We start from the raw sequence: 16,855 nt of genomic DNA on the forward strand, positions 1-16,855 counted from the left end.
GTTAAACTACTACCCAATCTTCAGCTAGTACGTCTGTCTGCGATGCTAACCACGGAACGACGTTATCCTGCGCTGTTTTCATTGCGATGTAAGCACCATAAGGAACGTCTTGTCCTCCAAACGCTTCTTTCGCAATCTCTGTAGAAGGTGCATACGCAGCAGCAGGAACTAAATATAGGAACATTCCTTTACCGTTCCAGCCCTTACGTGCAACACGTTTCCCAGCTTTCAACTGTTTTACCGCTTCTCCAAAATCAAACGTCAATTTTCATAACCTCCATCCTTTTTACATTGCGTTTTGAATGTACAGAAGCCACACTTATCTAATTCGGGCGCAGGTAATTTACCTTCTTCAATCGCTTGTACGACCTTCGAAAGTTTAATCAGCAACGCTCGTGCTTCGTGTTTTTCGATTTCAACGTAGTAGTGCTTCAAGTCCGGTTTCTCCGGATCAATGTCCTTCCACTCCGGTTTCTGCAGTGATTCGTATTCGAACATAATCTTGTTCACGCCCCAAATTAATGCGTAGCTGATGCCCTGGGCTTTATGCTCGTCTTGTGGATTCCCCTGCTTCATGATTTTGTTCAAGTTTTTACGTTTGTCTTTCGTCTTCTTCTCCCAAACGATATAGTCGATTTCATTACCCTCTTCATCCAGGACAGCAATCTTACCGTCAGCACGTCCACGCAGCTTAACTGTGTAGCCACCAACGTTATACGACTTTTCACCACTGATTTCGGCTTCAACGAATCTGAACTTAACTGGGATACCAGCTGCCTTCAGTTCCTCCTCCATACGTAGATAATCCGCTTGTGTAACATCATGGGAACCTGTTCCATTACGACTCATACGCTCTCGCCACGGTACTTGTGGTAACGTGTCGTACTTAGCGTTCGTGTTAATGTAGTAAAGCTCCCTAGCGCACTTCGTTACACCACTTGGATTGAATACGATTTCCTTACGCACTCTTGGTTTACGTGGTAAGCTGTAGAACGCATTTACCTGTTCCGTAAACTCTTCAGCGAGCGTTTGGTCTGTCATATTCGGTGGAGTTTCGCTGTACTTAGCCGCATCTTTGGCATCAAAAAAGACGTCCCTCATTGTCGGACGCCTTGCATAACTATTGATTTAAACATTGTGTGCGCTAACTCAAATGACTGATCCTCGCTAAATCCGTTTTCTGCTGCAGTCTTAAATATCTTCGCCGCCATTGCAACAGAACAATTTATGGCCATCTCTACCGCTGGGTCTTCCTCTATCGATTCTGCAGCTTCGTTGATTTTGTGCATACGTAAAGACCGCTCGTTAGCTTCTTCCATCCCACCTTGACCAAATAGTTTATTGTAGTCCATTCGTGTCCTCCTTACCTAAGATACCTTTGATATTCGTTAGGACGTTTTCATTCGTTTTCAACTGTGAAATCGCTTGGATACGTATGTGTGCTAATTGGTCCATTTCGTAATCAATCGCTGCAACCGTCTCATGTAAGCCAGCGTTTGCCTCCATTAGATTTTGTTCCGTTTTCTTGAACACCTCTAAAGATTTATCGGCCTTTTCGTTTAACTTGCTAATCGTTTTCTCGTGTAAATGTGACGCATGTTTTACTTTAAACATAATTAATATCCCATTCCCTTCTGTTTGAGTTCGTAAATTTCGCACTGTAATCGGTAACCTTCTAATAACCAAATCTTGTCGATTATTCGCTTCTTGCAACACTCAATTCCAATATTGATATCGTAGTTTGCAGGGTCTACACAAGCACTCGAATCAGTTAAGATAAAGCCGTTCGGTAATTTTGCAACTACTACTGTACATTTACCGTGGAACTCCTCAACTACCCAATGCGTTCTTGCTACGATCTTATCGATATCTTCTTGGGTTATTTTGTTACTCATCTATTCACTCCTTAAAATTAGGTTGTTTATGTTAATAGAAAAGAGCGCAGCCCGGAATCAGTCTTCAGCAGACCACGCCCTTGGATCCATAACTTTAACTACGCAGCTTTCGGACAGTGATTTTCAAAATCCCAATCTTCCGGCTTGCACTCATCCATCCATCTCGTCATAATTACGATGTCTGTTTTCAGCGGAACCGACAGTTTAACTGTGTTACACATAATAGAACGTATCTCTTCGATAAGCTCCGGTGTAATATGTTCTACCGGTACAGAATCAATAATTTCATCGTGAATGGACGCATTCATCTCGTAAGCTCGTTCCTTAGTAAACTTGTGCATTTCGACCATGTTTTGTTTCAGAATATCCGCAGCAGAACCTTGGATAATCATGTTTAACGCAGCACGTTCTGCACCAGCAACTAAGCCCCATAGCTTATTACGTCTAGCCTTGTCTTCTGCAGACATCTTCCAACGTGGTGTCTTATTCAATCGCTGAAGCTCTGCGTAGTTTTTCCGGTAATCCGGGAAGCGGCGCTTACGACCAAACAACGTTTCCGCATACGCCACGTTACCACGGTGCAACAGCTGATGAATAACATCCTCACGGAATGCCTCAAGACCTGGGAATGCTTCAATCATCTTCTCAAAGAAGTCTGCAGCAATGTCTTCACTAACGTTCATCGCAATAGCAAAGCTTCGTGCGCTTGATCCGTATAGATAACTAAGCACACCCTGCTTCATCAATTTACGAGGTTGGAATGAACCTGTTGGATCGTAGGCACCATCCACACAAAACTCTCGTTCAAATCCGAATGCGAACATACTCATCTCGATGTACAAGTCTTTTCCGTCTAAGTAGAACTGCAGCATCGATCTATCGTTATAGAACGTAGCTAGAATGTGAGCGATAACCCTCGGCTCAATTTGTGATAAATCGGCCCCAATCATAGCCCATCCAGGACGTGGTACAAAGCAACGTCGTACTTCGACGCCAAAACCTTTTGACGGTATGTTCTGTAGGTTTGTTCCCTTCGCCGTATCGCCCGTAGCACTATTTTTTGCTGATACGTACTCAGACGAAGAGTATCGTCCTGTAGCTGTTCCAGTCGCAGAACTCGTTTTATTCTGCTCCTCGTCACTAGCATTTTTAAACTTAGAATGAATTCGACCTGTCGCTGGTTCGATAGCCGTATAGAACTTCTCAAGATACGTATTCACAATCTTTCCTAGCTTACGGAATTCTAGCAGCGGCTTCAGAGATTCGTGTTCTTCGCACATTGCATCGACTACGACAGCAGCCGTTGATCGTTCTGCCTTTTTAAACTTCTTACCGAAGTCTCCTGGCACTCCCAAATAGTCATAAATTAAATACTGTAGCTGCTTTGGTGAGTTAACGTTAAATTCGGTATACTCCTTACCAGTGACTTCCGACATTTCTTTAAGAAACGCTTCATCGATTTGAAACGCACGTAACATCTCCCTTTCTGCTTCAGCTAGTTTCGGCTTCCATTTCGCTAATAGTTCAGCTACGTAATCAAAATCAATACAGAAACCAGTACGCTCCATCGATAAATCGACAGGTAGTATTTTCTGCTCGATCGTATACCACACTGTTTTTAAGTTGTCTAACGAGTCGATATACGGCTTTTGGTATTCCATAAGCTTGTAGGTCTTATAGGCGTCACCAGCAGCGTAGATTCCCGAAAGAATAACGTCCTTGTCGTAGATTTTCATATCATCGAATAAATCTTCGAACATAACCGCCTTATCCGGTTTACCTAGTACGTATTTCGCATACAAATCTTTCAATCTGTGACTCTCGTGCTCAAATAAAATCTTAGCGACAACTTGCGTATCCCAATATGGGTTCGCTACCGTGATATCATGATTCAGCAACAAATGGCCGTCATACTTGAAGTTATGCCAAACCGTTTTATTCTTTGGATTGCTAAGGTATTCTTTCGCAACAAATAGCGCTTCTTCTTCGCTAACCTGTGCTTGACCTGTCGTGTGCCCAAATGGGACATAGAATGCGATATCATGCTTCGGTAAGTACGCTGAGTAACCTACAACCTTGTCGTTGAAAATATCAAGACCAGTTGTTTCCGTATCCCATGCGGTCGACGGTTCTGTCTGTAGCATCTCCCGTATCTTGCCTAGCGTCATCGTATCCTGGACAATCCAAAAGTTATCCGGCTTTGTATCGATAACCTCTTGCTTCGTTCGTTCACGTCGTATGTAGTCGTATTGTTTGTGTAATGTGAATACTTCCGTTTTAGATAGTTTCTTCGTCGGATCAACCCGTTCTAACTCGCCAGTTTCCAATAACCGTTTTATGTCGATTACAATAGTTCGTTCATCCGGCTTTAGTTTCATTTGTAAAACTCGTTCAAACGCTTCTTCCATCGTTTCCGGCTTCTTCTTTTCTTTCGCTGCTCGTTTAGCTCGTTCGGTTCGTTTCTTCTCGGTTTTGTCGGCTTGGTCTAGGGCGTCTAAAACGCCCGTTAACACTTCGCCCATGACGCCTACACCTCCCGATTAGCTATTATTCAGCTTCTTCTTCACTCTCGGCCGCTTTTACACGTTCCACGACTGTTTCCAAAATTGCATCCGAATGCTTATCAAACTGATCTTCACCTTCTTCAGCATCAGCATCAAACGTTAAAACAAAACTATCCGTAACCGGAGACTCAACGTTATAAACTACTTTCCCTTCATCGTTTTTACTAGCTACTACTAACGCCGCTAATTCAATTGCTATTGGTAATATTTCATCACCTTGTGCTTTAGCAGACGACATAGTCTTTCTACCTACCTCAACCTTTGCCTCTTGGCTTTCAGCTTCTTCTAAAGATAGTTTCTTAACTGATTCTAAAACTGAACTGCCTTCCGCAATACCGTCTTTAGATAAACCTAGTACGATGTAAATCGCATGATACGTTTCCTTCACGTTAGTTACAGCCTCGCTGCTAGTTAATTCACCGTTTTTTAAAGTAGTTTCGTTTTTCATTTTTAATAGCCTCCGATTTATTTTTATAGTTTCGTTTTATCGTTTAATAGTTTGCTAATGCTAGACGAAGGGACCGAAGCCCCTACGTACTAGAACGGTAGATCGTCGTCCGAAATATCCGTTGGTTTGTCTAACTCAACCACTGGTGAATCACCGTGGCTTTCAGCAGGTGCAGCCGTTAATCCAAGGATTTCACGGATGTAGTCTTCATCCGGTGGGTTCAATGCTGATAAGTAGAACTCGTTATCAATCTTGACATCCTCCGGTAATACGAATAAGTCCTTCTCAGCCGGTTTCACACGAATAGGCATTAAGCTGTATGTTGTGCTAGTATCTTCACCACTACGTTTTAACGCAATCGGTGTAGTTGTAGCCTCTTCTTCGTACTCATCTTTATAAGAGTTGATTACTTTCATCGCCTTATTAGATGCGTCGAATACTTCAATTTGATTCGTGTCCACGTTGTAGAATGGGACTAATGTTGCTTTCACACGTTTTGTACCGTGCTGACAGCTCAAGCAGTTCTTACCGTTTTTCGGATCTAAACAAGTGTGTGACTTGATTCCTTTGTTGTAATCACCGTGACGCATGTACATCATGAAGTGAGTCGTTAATAAGAAACCTCGTAACTGTTCGCCATCCTTCAGTTTTACGTAACTCGTTTTCTTCTTTTTCTTTTCCTCGGCTAACTTTCTAGCTTCATCGCCTTCAGCCAGGATTAAATCGTTAACATTTAAGCTCATTCGTTTCCCTCCGTTATTTTGTTTTAGGACGCCGTTTCGTCCCTCTCACTATTAAATCCGACCCATTTTCGGGTTTGTAACGCTAATTTTAAAAAAATTAATCTACGATGATGATTGGCGGTACCCAAGTATCGCTTTCACGACGTTTGCCCATGCACTTCATCTCCTTTCTTTATCGTCCTTTCACTATTAAATCCGACCCCAAATTGCTGTTGTAACGTTTTTTAGACAAAAAAAAATAACGCCTGCCGATTTCTCGATAGACGTTATTGGTGTTACTGTATAATTTTTTGTAAGTAGTGTGCTTGGTCAGCCGACTCGTTATTATGGAAAAATTCAATTGTATTATTGCGGATGCGGTTAACTGCACGTTTTGTCCAATTTCGTAATGCACTTGCGTTTCCTTCACGTCCCATTAATGTAGCAATCTCATCGTACTTATAACCTTGAACCAGGTAAGATACGATTTTAGCGTCTCGATCGCTGACATCTTGGATATAGTGGAATAATTCAGTCTCTTCAATGGGTTGTTTATGGTCATACGTAGAAGCTTCGTCTACTTGGATTCCTTCGAAACTCGTACCGCCGACTCTTGATCCGTCGTTTTCGGAAGTTTCTTCACTTACGATGCTGTTGTACGAAACAACTGTGTAGCTTTCTCTGATTGACTGTTTGTGTGTGCCGTCTTCGTTGCGTACTTTAGAGTACACTTTACGTTTAACGTAATCGTAGGTAACTTTGGACATTTTTAGTTTGAAAAAGGCGCTAAATGGTACGTTCTGACTTAAATCAAAACGTTCAACCGCTCTTTGGAATTTCTCAAGGAAATAGCTATAGAAATCTTCCATATCGATTGATTTGTACTGTTCACCAGCACGTCTCGCTTTTGCTAAAAGAGCTTTATTGTAACGAAAGAATAGCTCATTAAAGCTTTCTTCATCCCCATTTTGATATGCTGCAACCAATTCTTCGTCGCTTAGTTTTTTAAATGTCTCCATTCCCTTCGATCCCCCTACACGCCTTTTAATGTTTAGTATTTTTCAAAACAATTTCAAACCTACAGTCTTCCTATTCGCTAGTAATAACCTAACCTCATCCGTAGTTAAATCATTAGCGTCCTTGACACCCTCACGTTCGATTATTCCCCAATCTACTTGTGACACTTTAAAACGTCCTGCTAATCTCTCTGCTATCAATTCTGTAGCGAGTATGCCACCTTCGTCATTATCCGTGAATGAAATGAACTCTGTGTCGCTCGGCATCGTCTTGATCAGAGTTGCTGCTTGTTCATCGTTGAATTGGTTACCGCCAATCCCGATATCACCGACTTGTTCCGCTTGCCACACGGACAGCCCGTCTAATTCCGCTTCTGTTATTGCCACCTTATTTAGCCGCCATTTTAAAACTTTATCCAGCCCCCACAATGTTTCTGCCTTAACACGAGGAGGCATCACTGGATCGTACCAAAACTTCTTTTTCATCACACTACGTTTTTTAAATGTTAGTAGTCGTCCCTGGTAATCTCTCCACGGTATTGTTATTGCGTTTGAACGCTTACAAAAACCGATTCCCATTAAGGACTGCCACTTCTCGCTGATACCCCTAGTACCGAGGTATGGATGACGAAAATCGTATTGTCTTGTCAATTCTTCTTCCAACCAATAATCGGTACCTAGCAGGTCATCTGTAAACTGAAGTTCTATCGGTTCGTCTACGTCTACTGCGTACCGTCCAAACATGTTTATTAAGTAATCTTCAGCATCATACACCGTATCAAAATCATCTAGGTACTTCACCAGGTGTCCAAACGAACCTTTAGCACCACATCCAAAACAGTTATACACGCCTGTCTCCGTATCTACACCGAACGACGGGCTGCTATCTTCGTGGAATGGACAGCATGCCATTACGTTTCTACCAACTGGCCTTACGTTATGTAATCCTTTTGACGATAGGTAAGTATGAATATCAATTTCTATGCCTATAGATCGAATTAACACTGGCTTTTCCTCCCTTGCACTATTAAATCCGACCCCTAGTAGGTCATGTAACGCAAAAAAGAGAAAAAACCAAAAAAAATTTTTTAATTGGGTTAATAAGATTATTTTATCAGAACAAACGTTCTAGGTCTATGTATTTTTGTATGTATGTCTGTAAACCTATAAGCTTATGAAACAAAATAATTATAGAATAACGATTTTTACAAATCAAGAGAAAATTAGAAAATTTTAATTTTGTAAGCTTAATGGTTTACAAAAGAGTGTATAATAGTTTATATAATACTTTTAAATAGTCTAATAGAATAGAACTTTTCTAATAACAATTACTAATATTTACAATTTACAAGGAGAGGGTTTTTAGTGTTAAATAATAACGAACTAAACTTATTAGCTATCAAAAAGGAAGCAGAAGAACAAGCGGCGAAACTTTCCAAACAAGTAACAGCTGGAACGTACTTACGCCAATTGAGGGCACATGCGGACCTTAGTTTAGCGAAGCTTGGTAAAGAACTTGGCGTATCAGCTTTCTATTTATCTGAAGTCGAAAGAGGATTAAAAGCTATGTCTGACCACTTTATACGTGATATATCTGACTTTTATAACATAGATGAATCTGAACTATTTAATATATTAGGACGAGTACCGCTACTAGCGAGAGAGCAACTTTACGAAGATAATAACTTACAAAAACTATTAGTCGAGATAAAACGTAATAAGAAGTTTACAGACGAGCAGCGACAAGAATTCTTCCATAGGGTTTACGAATTATATAAGAATTTTCCGGAATAGGAGTGTACATCATGGATTTAGTATTTTCTGTATCTGTCGTCGACCGTTTTTTACTTTGGTTAATCGATAAAATCGGTTACAATGCCACATTCACTTTAAAGGTCTTGCTAATGACGACGGCATCGTTTGCTGCTGGTATACTATTTGCAGCCTTCCTATTCGCATACTCGCTGAAAGATATGCGTAGACATGTAGACGAAAATGCTTCGTCAATATCGCTAACACAAATAAGAAAAAATGATAAACGATTAACTTACATAACGTATCCAAAATCAGTTTCAAACGCAATGAACAGTCTTACTTATACGGGTAAAATCGGTCTAGCGTTCTATCTTGTTATCATACGCTTCCTCCCGATCAAGCAGATGCACTTAGTCGATAACCGTAAGCTACGAATCTACTTTTGGACTATTATTTCTATACTTATATTATTGATTCTATTTTCTATATTACTAGGGACACACCACCTAATACCGTTGCTCATTAAGGACGGTAGGTTGATTCCCGTTGAATAACGAAAAAGCGACCGCCCGTTAATGGGAGTCGCTTTTTTCACGTTGTTCTTCTGCACGTTTTTTCGCACCTGCTATTATCGCTAAGTAGTCACCTTCGTTCGGATCCACTTCCTCGACCTTTTCCGTTTCTTCCTCCACGTACGTTTCTTCCGTACTTGTTGGCTCAACCGCTGTTACTTGTGCAGCCGGTGCTGACTTACCTTGCGCTAACATCATTGCTAACTTCATTATGTCATTTGTTCCGTACATCTCGCTTAGGTTCGACCATGCACTAAGAACGTCTTGTATCTTCTTAGCTTCGTAACCTTTTTCACCGCCGCCCTCTTCTTCCCAACGTTTAACCAGTTGGTACGCACCAGGAGCTTTAGCAGCATTAATTTGCATTTGTAGTTTCTTTAGTTCCATCTAGAGCCGCACCACCTTTTGCACGATGTACTGCCTTAGCAGCATTCCATAAACCTAGTACGTTCGCTTGTTGCCCTTCTTCCGCAAGAACAACGAAGTTTTTGTTCGGCTTCTCTTTTAAGCGTTTAGCGTGTAATGGTGCTAGACCGCCTGTCCAAAGTACCTTACCGTAAGCCGTGATGTTATATTGATTCTCCAATAGGTATTCGAAGATGCTATCTAAATGGTCATCCAGGATCTTCACAATTACTTTATCTTCTGCTACTGCGTGTAACTCGTTATCCTTTAGAACGCCGTGTTCCAAGATTAACGGAATATTCGATAGTGTCTTGAAGTATGGTAACTCGCCGTATAAATCAATCAGACGTTTACGGATTTGAATGTACGCATTATCTACGCCTTCGTTGCTATAGTTGTCGTCTGTTACGAAGTTATTAATTACAACAGCAGGGTCAAACGTTCCTGCGCCACCGTCACAAATTAGAACCTCTTCGTCTTTTGTGAATTTCTTTTGGCCAAGTGCGTACATATATGAACCTAGCGGCTGCGGTAAAACAAATACTTCTGCCACGTTGATCTGTACGTCAACGCCCGATACCGTGATAACCTTAGAACCCGTGTATTTTTGAATTAACTTATCTTCGCAAGTAGCGTAGTGCTCGTTTGGTAGCATTAATCCCAATACAGGAATATTGATTTCTTTCGCTTTCGGGAAGTCTGAAGCGATTAACGCATATAACATTAATTCGTATCGTTCGCTGAAGTAACGCTCTGCTTTATCAATCGTTTGGGCACGTAACGGTTTCAGTCTAGTTTTGATAACGTCGTTACCTAAGTAGTATAAATCCGTTTTATTTAAGCTGTATGTATCTAGTTGAGATGCATTGTATCCAGCAGGTAATTTAGCGATCACAGACGAATCAACAACCACTTCACCTTTATCATTAAACTTACGCTTTGCAAATCCGTTCCCTAAGTCTAGCGTGTACAACGTATCAACTTTACCTTTTCTTGTAGCCATATTATCTCCTCCGATTCATCAATCATTCATCGTTAACTTATCAATCCATTTTCGATGACTGTTTGTCCTGCTTGTCTATGAATCTAGTATAACATGACGTACATAATACGTAAAGAACATTTATCGATAATTGATTAATAATTGTTTATAGAGAATTTCATAATGAACAACAGGACAAAACACAACGATAACGAATCATTCATTTATCGTTCATTGATTGATAATTGAACAAACAAAAAAAAGACGAATTCCACGTAGGAAATCGCCCTTTTAATATAATTTACGTTCGAATACTAACTCTACCGCAGATGCGTCACCGAAGCCCATCGTTCCTGGCGCACACATCGTATGTAGACGCCATCCGTCGTTTGCATACTCATTGATAACTTCACCATAATCACGTTGTGGTTTTTTCTTCGCTATCCCAACGATTGGGATCTTTACTACCGTATACTCATACTGTTTCTTCATTATATACCCCTCCGTCTACGTTACGTAGTGTATACATTATAGCACAAGTACGAAGATTCGAAATATTTTTGTTTAGTCCTCTTCTCCTTTTCAAAATCTTCAGATATAATAGATTCATACAATTACCTTGTAGTGGAAGTCTAGTTGCAACCCCTGTAGCTAGGCTTCTTTTCTATTTATCTTTGTTGTCTAAACGTTGTTCGACTGGAACGACTAGTTTTAAGGATTGTGGTTTAATATTAAACTTACTAAACATATTGTTGTGGTCGTCCCACTGCTTACATTTCACTCGTTTTAACGGATCTAACACTTCTACTATTTCAGCAAGATCGCCACCACACATTGCTACTACGTCACCTTCTTTAAACTCGTCCATCTTACGCCCGACTTTTTCAAACAGTCGACGTCGTTTTTCTAAGGCGATTTCTTCGTCCGTGGCTTTTCTGAGTTGTTTCTTATCGAGCCATTGGTTAACTCCTATGCCAGCTTGATAGTCCGCTATGAAATCTGCTCCTTTATCCTCAAGGATTTTACATACGTGTTGTTCATCTCTATATGTCCACAATGCCCAATCACCAACTTTTAACGGCTCCTCATAATCTACGAACTCATTTTCGAAGAAGAAGAATAAATGCATGTCGCTTTTCGTTATCTCTTCCTCGCCGTAATACTTGTGTAATAGACTGTTTCCTTCCATCTTCCAGCAACCTTTACAGCAATTAATCCAATGCGTTTGCATACGTTCAATAGCTGCCAAGCCCGTATATTTTGTCGTCATTTCTTATTCATCCTTTCTACATATCTTAATAAATGGAGCGCCGCATTCTGTACTTCCGGATAATGATAGGGTAAGTCGAACCCGGACGCCCCATCGAACTCTACGAATTCTTTCGCATATATTGCCTGGCTCGCTTCTTCCGGGTAACGTTGTTGTAGCTCTACTAATTCCTTGCTCCATAGATCGAACGTGTAATCAGCTATAATCGATTGATTCATTTGATAATAGATAAACGAATGTACTAGCAGCTGACGCCGTCTTCGTGTTATCAACTCTACGATTTTTTCGTCTACCATTTTTCAATTCGGTACTCGTCGAAAATAACAACTGCTGTACGCTCATCCAACGCCTTGATGTATAACGTAGGTACCGCATATCCATAATGTTCTTCCATAACCACCGTTAATTCCGATGCTGTGGCGATATACCCCAAACACCCCTTACGGAACATGCCGTTCTTTTTCTTCGCTACCTGGCCCACTGCCTCGTGCCATTCCGTTGCCATTCCTGCCGGGTTTCGTAAACAATCGACCATTTTCTCAATTTGTAGACATGCCTTCGGATCACTGAACTCTGCTGTACCGAACTCAGCGCAATCGACGCTCGCCATTTGAAAACGTTCCTTATCCATCTTCAAACCTTCAACTTCTTCTATCAACTTCTCAATCGGGCCGTCTACTAGAATCGTAAACTGGTTAACTTGTACAAGTGCTTCCATTACTTCGCCTCCTCCAGCTTGGCTTCCCAATCGTCTTGCCAATTTTGTACTGTCTCTTCTAATTGTTTTATCTCAGCAGCTGTTAAACTACCACCGGAGCATCGAGACGCTTTTCCCCAAACCGATAAAGAACGCTCATCAAAGTCATAGACGTAACCAAGTCTTCCTCCGTCTATAGAAATCATTTCCGGCGTACCGTTTGTAATACGGCTAATGCCATCATCTATCTTTTCTACTCGTGTAAGCAGGTCCTTACGCATTTCGTGCCAGCGTTTATCCTTCGTCTCTAAAGCTATCATTTTCGTTCCTCCCTTATTTGTCCCATAAATAGTCGTACCACTCATACTCTTTTTCTAATTCTTCGTCAGTCATTTCTTCGAACGGTTTTGTAATTGCTATGCCAAACTCCTCGGCACTGTCTTGGCAAAACTTAATTTTCTGTTCACGGTTCATCTTTCATCCTCCTTATTTATTATCTTGAATTTGACTTTCCCACTCGGTGATACGATACATCCACCACATTTACACTTGATATCGTATTCATTGGCTGGTATTTCTTTTGCGTCGTATTCTTTTTCACATCGCCAGCAAACAAGAACATGTTTTGGAAGCATTGTGTTGTCCTCCCTAAGATTCGCTAAATTTTTACGTTAAAATAAATCCGATGGTTGTCGTGGTCGTATGATTCCATCGTTTGGCTGGAAATCTACGTCTACCTCGACCCCGTTGCCTCCTGTACGGCTTTTTAATATGCCGCCTAATCCTTTACCACGTTTTCTACCAGTCTTTTCGTCTGTCCATGTTACAGAAGTCCATCCGAATACCTTCGCACTATCCTGGATCACGGCGATCGTTTCAGAATAATCTCCAAGCGTAGGCAACTGCAGTTCTACAATACCGTCTTCACCTTTCTTCTGATTTTTGATATAGTCACCGTTTGTTTGATACAACAGGAATACGACGATACCTTTCTTTGCCGCCAACTGTTTCAACTGACGTGAGAAAGCAGCTTTATCGTCTTTTGAGTTGCCTTTAAAGCGCATTAAGTTAAATTGGTCAATAATTACGACATCCGCTTTTGTACGGTCGATATCATACTCAAGCTGCTGCAGCGTTAACCCATCTTTCCAGTCCTCGGCCGTCTTAATGATGAAGTCCGGTGATTGTGTACCTCGCTTGAATTTCTCTAGATACTTCTCATACGCACCTTCATTATCTAGCTGTCCTGTCCATAATCCACGGTTGGAGAAACCGCCATTTAGCGAATCCAAACGGAATTCATTTTCCGGTTTTGACATCTCGGCCGACTCCAGTAGTACACGGTAACCAGCATTATGAGAGACAACTCCCTGTAATAACCCTAGCCAGGACTTCCCTTCGCCCGTACTCGCCATTATCGTACAGACATCGCCTCGCTCGGCGCCTCCAGTTGCTTCCGTAAATTCATCGAAGAAGAACGGTATTGTTACAGAGAAATCTTTTTCCTGGCGAGTCTTATATTCTTCTAGACGGTCTTCACCATTCGTTGCCCAGTTGGATCCGTTCCTTGATCGGGACATCGCCTTTGCATCTAATTCTTCAAATTGTTTCCGGAATGCTTCCATCAACTTATAGGCATCTTTTTCGCCATACGCTTCAGCAAGCTTCTTTAATGCATCCTTTTGCGCCAACTTTAAATTACGTTCTTCTAACTTGTAACAAAGCGTATCGGTCGATTCTACAACGTCTACTGCTTCAAAATCGTCACAGGCAGCTACCGTAGATTCGACGCTTGGCATTTCGCCATACTCTTTTAAATGGTTATTGATATAGTCATAGACTTTCTGCTGCTCAATAAAGTGTTTGCGGTGGTTCAGCCCGTGTTTTACCAGGACATTAAAGTCCCGGCTGGCGATGACCGCATTTAGTAACTGCGTTTCTATCAACGTTCCTACCTCCTATCGATTCCCTTGTAATCTACCGGTATCGTCATCCCTTTTACACGGCTCGGGATCCGACCTTTTGGGTCGATGATATGCAAATCGGCAATCGTTAGGTTACTGGTGAAGAACGTACATAACTCATTGTCGTACCGGTGGTTAATTAGTGCCGTTAATCGTTCTCTTGCCCACTCACTTGGTTTTTCAGCTCCAATATCGTCAATGATTGTGAACGGAACTTTTCGTGCATTTTCCATCTTTAGTGCGGCGCTCTCTGCGACGACAGGGTCATCAAAACCACGCTTCAGTTCGTCAAGTAGGTCGGGAACGTTAATGTATTGAACTAGTTGTGGTGTCTTTGCGCCGCTCCGGATGTCTTGCAACGTCCTCGCTATGATGTACGACATGGCAACTGCGGAGACAGTCGTGGTTTTGCCTGTACCTGGATTACCGTAAAAATACATTCCTTGTCCGACTGAAACACGTTCTAATATCTCATCACCGTATCTTCGAACCCCTGTAAGTTTTAATGTACCTTCCGGTAAAGTTTCGATGATGTATTTGCGGTGCTTCTTGGGGATCCCGGCCAACTCTAGTTGATAACGTAGGTCGATGAACCAAGGACAACCAGTTCCGCATAGAACTTTGTGCTGCTTGCATGAATTTCTAGCGATGCATGTTGCTGCGATTTGTTCATCCATTACTACAGCCCCCACTTCTTGTCGTGCTCAGAAAATAAATCCTCGCCGTCGTCTTCACTAGTGATTACGATATGTGCGGTAGCTTCCGCTTCCATATTCGCTTGTGCGATAGGCTCGGCTTCTCGTGCTAACCAGGAAACCATCGCCCCGATTGTTGGACGTGTAAAACTTCCGGAACGCCATTTAGATTCATACAATCGAATCACTACGTCGATAATCGCTTTTAGTAGCGGTACGTCTTCCTTGTACTGACGAATCAGTTTGTTGATGCCGCCTTTTTCCCTAGCGAAATTGGTTACCTTGTACTCCACGCCGTACTGATCCTGGTACTTCTCACAGAAATACTTGAACACTTCGTCTGTCGGTAACTTCGGTTTTTCTACTTTCTGTTTCTTCTTTGGTTTCTTTGTAGCTGCTACTTCTGAATCAGAGTTACGTGTGAACTGTACGTCTAGGATGCTGTACAATTTACCACCGCTCACTTTCGTTGTTTCTAGTAACGGCTTACCTTTCACCTTAAATTCTTCTAATTCCGGCAAGTGTCGTTGCAAATATCGTAGTGAAACACCTATCCGTTTTGATAAACCGGTTTGCGTTATTTTAAGCTGCTCACCATCCGATAGAACACGCATCGCCGAGTACAAATACCAGCCGTCTTTGCCGAGTTCATACAGAAAATCAACGGATTCTTGCTCTGTTAACGTAACCTGGTTACTCATTTGTACACACTCCTTTCAAATTGGTATGTTCCTACTATGAAATCCGACCCTTAAAGGAATGTGTAACGGTTTTTTAGGCAAAAAAAATAACGCCCCGGATCATAAGACCCGGAGCGCATCGTTTTGTGCTGTAGAAACTAGTTTACCGTTTTGGTGTAACGTAACTGTTCCTATGTATTTTTGATTGTTTAGTATTTTGTGTACCGTTGATTTATGGAATTTCGTAGGTTTTTCTTCCGTCCAATTCTTTGGTTTATAACCTCGACCGTTCAGATAATCTACGATTTTTTGTATGCTGAGGCCGTCGTCACGTAGTTTGAAAACCAGCTTAACGATTTCTACCTCATCATCAACTTTTTCTAGCGTCTTCTTACCATCTACCAATACAGACTTATATCCTAATGGAACACGCCCTGTTGCATGGCCGCCTTGCTTCGCTTTCTGTACGATGCCACCTTTTAGACGCATTGTAATCATTGCACGTTCGAATTCGTTCATGATACCACGGAACTGACGGAATGCTTTACGCATCGGGTCGTTCTCCATAAGGTCCGGTTCAAGGCAAGACAGTAACTCATAACCATTCTCACGGAATTGTAGGATAATCGTTTCTTGAATCATTAAGTCACGAGCTAGGCGTCCAAGCTCATATATAACGCAAGTCTCTACACCTTCGTTTTCAGCCATGAAGTCCAGGCATTCTACTAATGCGATACGACCATCAACTTCCGTACTACCGGATACAGCTTCTTCTTTAAATGACTTAACGATTTCAATGTTATTCTGTTCTGCGAAAGTACGAATAGCTTCTTCTTGCGCTAGTAAACCGAATTTATCCAACTGACTTTCCGTAGATACACGTAGATATGCTACAGCCTTTTTCATACTGATCCATCTCCCTTGTCGTTCACGAACTAACCGTTCATATTTATGTGTTAAGTATAACCTACAAGACGTACAATAGTCAACAGGTTAATTTAAATGATTTTTGAATGAAATTTAGGATTATAAAATTGGAGGCGAAGCCCTATATTAATTAATAATATAAATAAATTATTATAGATTTAAATTCTTACGTGTTAAATTTTTTAATACTAAGTGTTAAATTTTTTAATACTGCCTTCCAGTGTTAAATTTTTTAATACTGTAGTCTGTTGAAAACCTATGGA

24 protein-coding genes and 1 pseudogene are annotated in these 16,855 nt (G+C 41.4%); 2 read left to right on the top strand and 23 right to left on the bottom strand.

Annotated features, from left to right (window positions below):
* Window position 1 precedes the first annotated feature (1 nt).
* The 11 genes and pseudogenes from ACTFSI_RS25805 to ACTFSI_RS25855 form a co-directional block, all read right to left on the bottom strand.
* Entirely contained in the window at window positions 2-265 is a 264-nt protein-coding gene (locus tag ACTFSI_RS25805; RefSeq protein ID WP_168411392.1) for a DUF2829 domain-containing protein, read from the bottom strand.
* On the bottom strand, window positions 262-1,101 hold the full coding sequence (locus ACTFSI_RS25810; RefSeq protein WP_168411391.1) for a PD-(D/E)XK nuclease family protein: 840 nt from the start codon (window positions 1,099-1,101) through the stop codon (window positions 262-264). The genes ACTFSI_RS25805 and ACTFSI_RS25810 overlap by 4 nt, the downstream gene beginning before the upstream one ends.
* Window positions 1,098-1,289, bottom strand: a complete 192-nt coding sequence (locus tag ACTFSI_RS25815) for a hypothetical protein (protein ID WP_438877680.1) — start codon at window positions 1,287-1,289, stop codon at window positions 1,098-1,100. Before ACTFSI_RS25815 ends, ACTFSI_RS25810 begins: the two co-directional genes overlap by 4 nt.
* Window positions 1,290-1,338: 49 nt before the next feature.
* A complete protein-coding gene (locus ACTFSI_RS25820; RefSeq protein WP_168411389.1) occupies window positions 1,339-1,614 on the bottom strand; it encodes a hypothetical protein in 276 nt (91 codons plus the stop codon).
* 2 nt (window positions 1,615-1,616) lie between these two features.
* Entirely contained in the window at window positions 1,617-1,895 is a 279-nt protein-coding gene (locus ACTFSI_RS25825; protein ID WP_168411388.1) for a Gp49 family protein, read from the bottom strand.
* Window positions 1,896-1,993: 98 nt separating this feature from the next.
* A complete protein-coding gene (locus tag ACTFSI_RS25830; protein ID WP_440045753.1) occupies window positions 1,994-3,556 on the bottom strand; it encodes a DNA polymerase A family protein in 1,563 nt (520 codons plus the stop codon).
* Between the two features lie 6 nt (window positions 3,557-3,562).
* Window positions 3,563-4,417 (bottom strand): annotated as a pseudogene (locus ACTFSI_RS25835) (hypothetical protein); the annotation flags it as partial.
* 25 nt (window positions 4,418-4,442) lie between these two features.
* Window positions 4,443-4,907 (bottom strand): hypothetical protein, encoded by a 465-nt coding sequence (locus ACTFSI_RS25840; protein WP_416504728.1) that lies wholly within the window; start codon window positions 4,905-4,907, stop codon window positions 4,443-4,445.
* Window positions 4,908-4,996: 89 nt separating this feature from the next.
* On the bottom strand, window positions 4,997-5,650 hold the full coding sequence (locus ACTFSI_RS25845) for a hypothetical protein (RefSeq protein WP_168411385.1): 654 nt from the start codon (window positions 5,648-5,650) through the stop codon (window positions 4,997-4,999).
* Between the two features lie 275 nt (window positions 5,651-5,925).
* A complete protein-coding gene (locus ACTFSI_RS25850) occupies window positions 5,926-6,615 on the bottom strand; it encodes a hypothetical protein (protein ID WP_440045745.1) in 690 nt (229 codons plus the stop codon).
* A 75-nt stretch (window positions 6,616-6,690) separates the two neighbouring features.
* Window positions 6,691-7,650 (bottom strand): CHC2 zinc finger domain-containing protein, encoded by a 960-nt coding sequence (locus tag ACTFSI_RS25855; protein ID WP_440045746.1) that lies wholly within the window; start codon window positions 7,648-7,650, stop codon window positions 6,691-6,693.
* 360 nt (window positions 7,651-8,010) lie between these two features.
* Between ACTFSI_RS25855 and ACTFSI_RS25860 the strand changes: the two genes are divergently transcribed.
* Complete coding sequence (locus ACTFSI_RS25860; RefSeq protein WP_284993968.1) at window positions 8,011-8,439, top strand: helix-turn-helix domain-containing protein; 429 nt, start codon at window positions 8,011-8,013, stop codon at window positions 8,437-8,439.
* 2 nt (window positions 8,440-8,441) lie between these two features.
* Window positions 8,442-8,954, top strand: coding sequence for a hypothetical protein (locus ACTFSI_RS25865; RefSeq protein WP_440045747.1), 513 nt, complete (start codon window positions 8,442-8,444; stop codon window positions 8,952-8,954).
* An 18-nt stretch (window positions 8,955-8,972) separates the two neighbouring features.
* Here ACTFSI_RS25865 and ACTFSI_RS25870 read toward each other — a convergent pair whose 3' ends face one another.
* From ACTFSI_RS25870 to ACTFSI_RS25925, 12 genes are all read right to left on the bottom strand, one after another.
* On the bottom strand, window positions 8,973-9,359 hold the full coding sequence (locus ACTFSI_RS25870) for a hypothetical protein (protein WP_168411380.1): 387 nt from the start codon (window positions 9,357-9,359) through the stop codon (window positions 8,973-8,975).
* On the bottom strand, window positions 9,328-10,380 hold the full coding sequence (locus ACTFSI_RS25875; RefSeq protein ID WP_416504694.1) for a hypothetical protein: 1,053 nt from the start codon (window positions 10,378-10,380) through the stop codon (window positions 9,328-9,330). Before ACTFSI_RS25875 ends, ACTFSI_RS25870 begins: the two co-directional genes overlap by 32 nt.
* Window positions 10,381-10,650: 270 nt before the next feature.
* Window positions 10,651-10,851, bottom strand: a complete 201-nt coding sequence (locus ACTFSI_RS25880) for a DUF4177 domain-containing protein (protein ID WP_168411378.1) — start codon at window positions 10,849-10,851, stop codon at window positions 10,651-10,653.
* Between the two features lie 172 nt (window positions 10,852-11,023).
* Entirely contained in the window at window positions 11,024-11,629 is a 606-nt protein-coding gene (locus tag ACTFSI_RS25885) for a hypothetical protein (RefSeq protein WP_438907165.1), read from the bottom strand.
* Window positions 11,626-11,901: a DNA ligase LigA-related protein gene (locus tag ACTFSI_RS25890; protein ID WP_416504695.1), complete on the bottom strand. Its 276-nt coding sequence runs from the start codon at window positions 11,899-11,901 to the stop codon at window positions 11,626-11,628. The genes ACTFSI_RS25885 and ACTFSI_RS25890 overlap by 4 nt, the downstream gene beginning before the upstream one ends.
* 17 nt (window positions 11,902-11,918) lie before the next feature.
* Window positions 11,919-12,347 carry a hypothetical protein gene (locus ACTFSI_RS25895; protein WP_168411376.1) on the bottom strand — a complete coding sequence of 143 codons (429 nt, stop codon included), beginning with the start codon at window positions 12,345-12,347 and terminating at the stop codon, window positions 11,919-11,921.
* Window positions 12,347-12,691, bottom strand: a complete 345-nt coding sequence (locus tag ACTFSI_RS25900; protein ID WP_440045748.1) for a hypothetical protein — start codon at window positions 12,689-12,691, stop codon at window positions 12,347-12,349. Before ACTFSI_RS25900 ends, ACTFSI_RS25895 begins: the two co-directional genes overlap by 1 nt.
* A complete protein-coding gene (locus tag ACTFSI_RS25905; protein ID WP_440045749.1) occupies window positions 12,660-12,800 on the bottom strand; it encodes a hypothetical protein in 141 nt (46 codons plus the stop codon). Before ACTFSI_RS25905 ends, ACTFSI_RS25900 begins: the two co-directional genes overlap by 32 nt.
* A 197-nt stretch (window positions 12,801-12,997) precedes the next feature.
* On the bottom strand, window positions 12,998-14,272 hold the full coding sequence (locus ACTFSI_RS25910; protein ID WP_440045750.1) for a DnaB-like helicase C-terminal domain-containing protein: 1,275 nt from the start codon (window positions 14,270-14,272) through the stop codon (window positions 12,998-13,000).
* A gap of 5 nt (window positions 14,273-14,277) precedes the next feature.
* Window positions 14,278-14,967 carry an ATP-binding protein gene (locus ACTFSI_RS25915; RefSeq protein WP_440045751.1) on the bottom strand — a complete coding sequence of 230 codons (690 nt, stop codon included), beginning with the start codon at window positions 14,965-14,967 and terminating at the stop codon, window positions 14,278-14,280.
* Window positions 14,968-14,969: 2 nt separating this feature from the next.
* Entirely contained in the window at window positions 14,970-15,686 is a 717-nt protein-coding gene (locus ACTFSI_RS25920; RefSeq protein ID WP_168411370.1) for a hypothetical protein, read from the bottom strand.
* Window positions 15,687-15,785: 99 nt separating this feature from the next.
* Window positions 15,786-16,571 carry a recombinase family protein gene (locus ACTFSI_RS25925; protein WP_168419874.1) on the bottom strand — a complete coding sequence of 262 codons (786 nt, stop codon included), beginning with the start codon at window positions 16,569-16,571 and terminating at the stop codon, window positions 15,786-15,788.
* Between the last annotated feature and the right edge of the window lie 284 nt (window positions 16,572-16,855).

Origin of the sequence: Bacillus cereus group sp. MYBK101-2 (assembly GCF_051918845.1) — a bacterium.
Taxonomy (GTDB): Bacteria; Bacillota; Bacilli; order Bacillales; family Bacillaceae_G; genus Bacillus_A; species Bacillus_A paranthracis.

Coding starts and splice junctions, on each gene's coding strand:
- ACTFSI_RS25920 (WP_168411370.1), bottom strand. CDS start 15,686: ATGAGTAACCAGGTTACGTTAACAGAGCAAGAATCCGTTGATTTTCTG.
- ACTFSI_RS25905 (WP_440045749.1), bottom strand. CDS start 12,800: ATGAACCGTGAACAGAAAATTAAGTTTTGCCAAGACAGTGCCGAGGAG.
- ACTFSI_RS25820 (WP_168411389.1), bottom strand. CDS start 1,614: ATGTTTAAAGTAAAACATGCGTCACATTTACACGAGAAAACGATTAGC.
- ACTFSI_RS25830 (WP_440045753.1), bottom strand. CDS start 3,556: ATGGAATACCAAAAGCCGTATATCGACTCGTTAGACAACTTAAAAACA.
- ACTFSI_RS25880 (WP_168411378.1), bottom strand. CDS start 10,851: ATGAAGAAACAGTATGAGTATACGGTAGTAAAGATCCCAATCGTTGGG.
- ACTFSI_RS25810 (WP_168411391.1), bottom strand. CDS start 1,101: ATGAGGGACGTCTTTTTTGATGCCAAAGATGCGGCTAAGTACAGCGAA.
- ACTFSI_RS25925 (WP_168419874.1), bottom strand. CDS start 16,571: ATGAAAAAGGCTGTAGCATATCTACGTGTATCTACGGAAAGTCAGTTG.
- ACTFSI_RS25900 (WP_440045748.1), bottom strand. CDS start 12,691: ATGAGTGGTACGACTATTTATGGGACAAATAAGGGAGGAACGAAAATG.
- ACTFSI_RS25815 (WP_438877680.1), bottom strand. CDS start 1,289: ATGCACAAAATCAACGAAGCTGCAGAATCGATAGAGGAAGACCCAGCG.
- ACTFSI_RS25870 (WP_168411380.1), bottom strand. CDS start 9,359: ATGGAACTAAAGAAACTACAAATGCAAATTAATGCTGCTAAAGCTCCT.
- ACTFSI_RS25895 (WP_168411376.1), bottom strand. CDS start 12,347: ATGGAAGCACTTGTACAAGTTAACCAGTTTACGATTCTAGTAGACGGC.
- ACTFSI_RS25885 (WP_438907165.1), bottom strand. CDS start 11,629: ATGACGACAAAATATACGGGCTTGGCAGCTATTGAACGTATGCAAACG.
- ACTFSI_RS25825 (WP_168411388.1), bottom strand. CDS start 1,895: ATGAGTAACAAAATAACCCAAGAAGATATCGATAAGATCGTAGCAAGA.
- ACTFSI_RS25915 (WP_440045751.1), bottom strand. CDS start 14,967: ATGGATGAACAAATCGCAGCAACATGCATCGCTAGAAATTCATGCAAG.
- ACTFSI_RS25875 (WP_416504694.1), bottom strand. CDS start 10,380: ATGGCTACAAGAAAAGGTAAAGTTGATACGTTGTACACGCTAGACTTA.
- ACTFSI_RS25845 (WP_168411385.1), bottom strand. CDS start 5,650: ATGAGCTTAAATGTTAACGATTTAATCCTGGCTGAAGGCGATGAAGCT.
- ACTFSI_RS25840 (WP_416504728.1), bottom strand. CDS start 4,907: ATGAAAAACGAAACTACTTTAAAAAACGGTGAATTAACTAGCAGCGAG.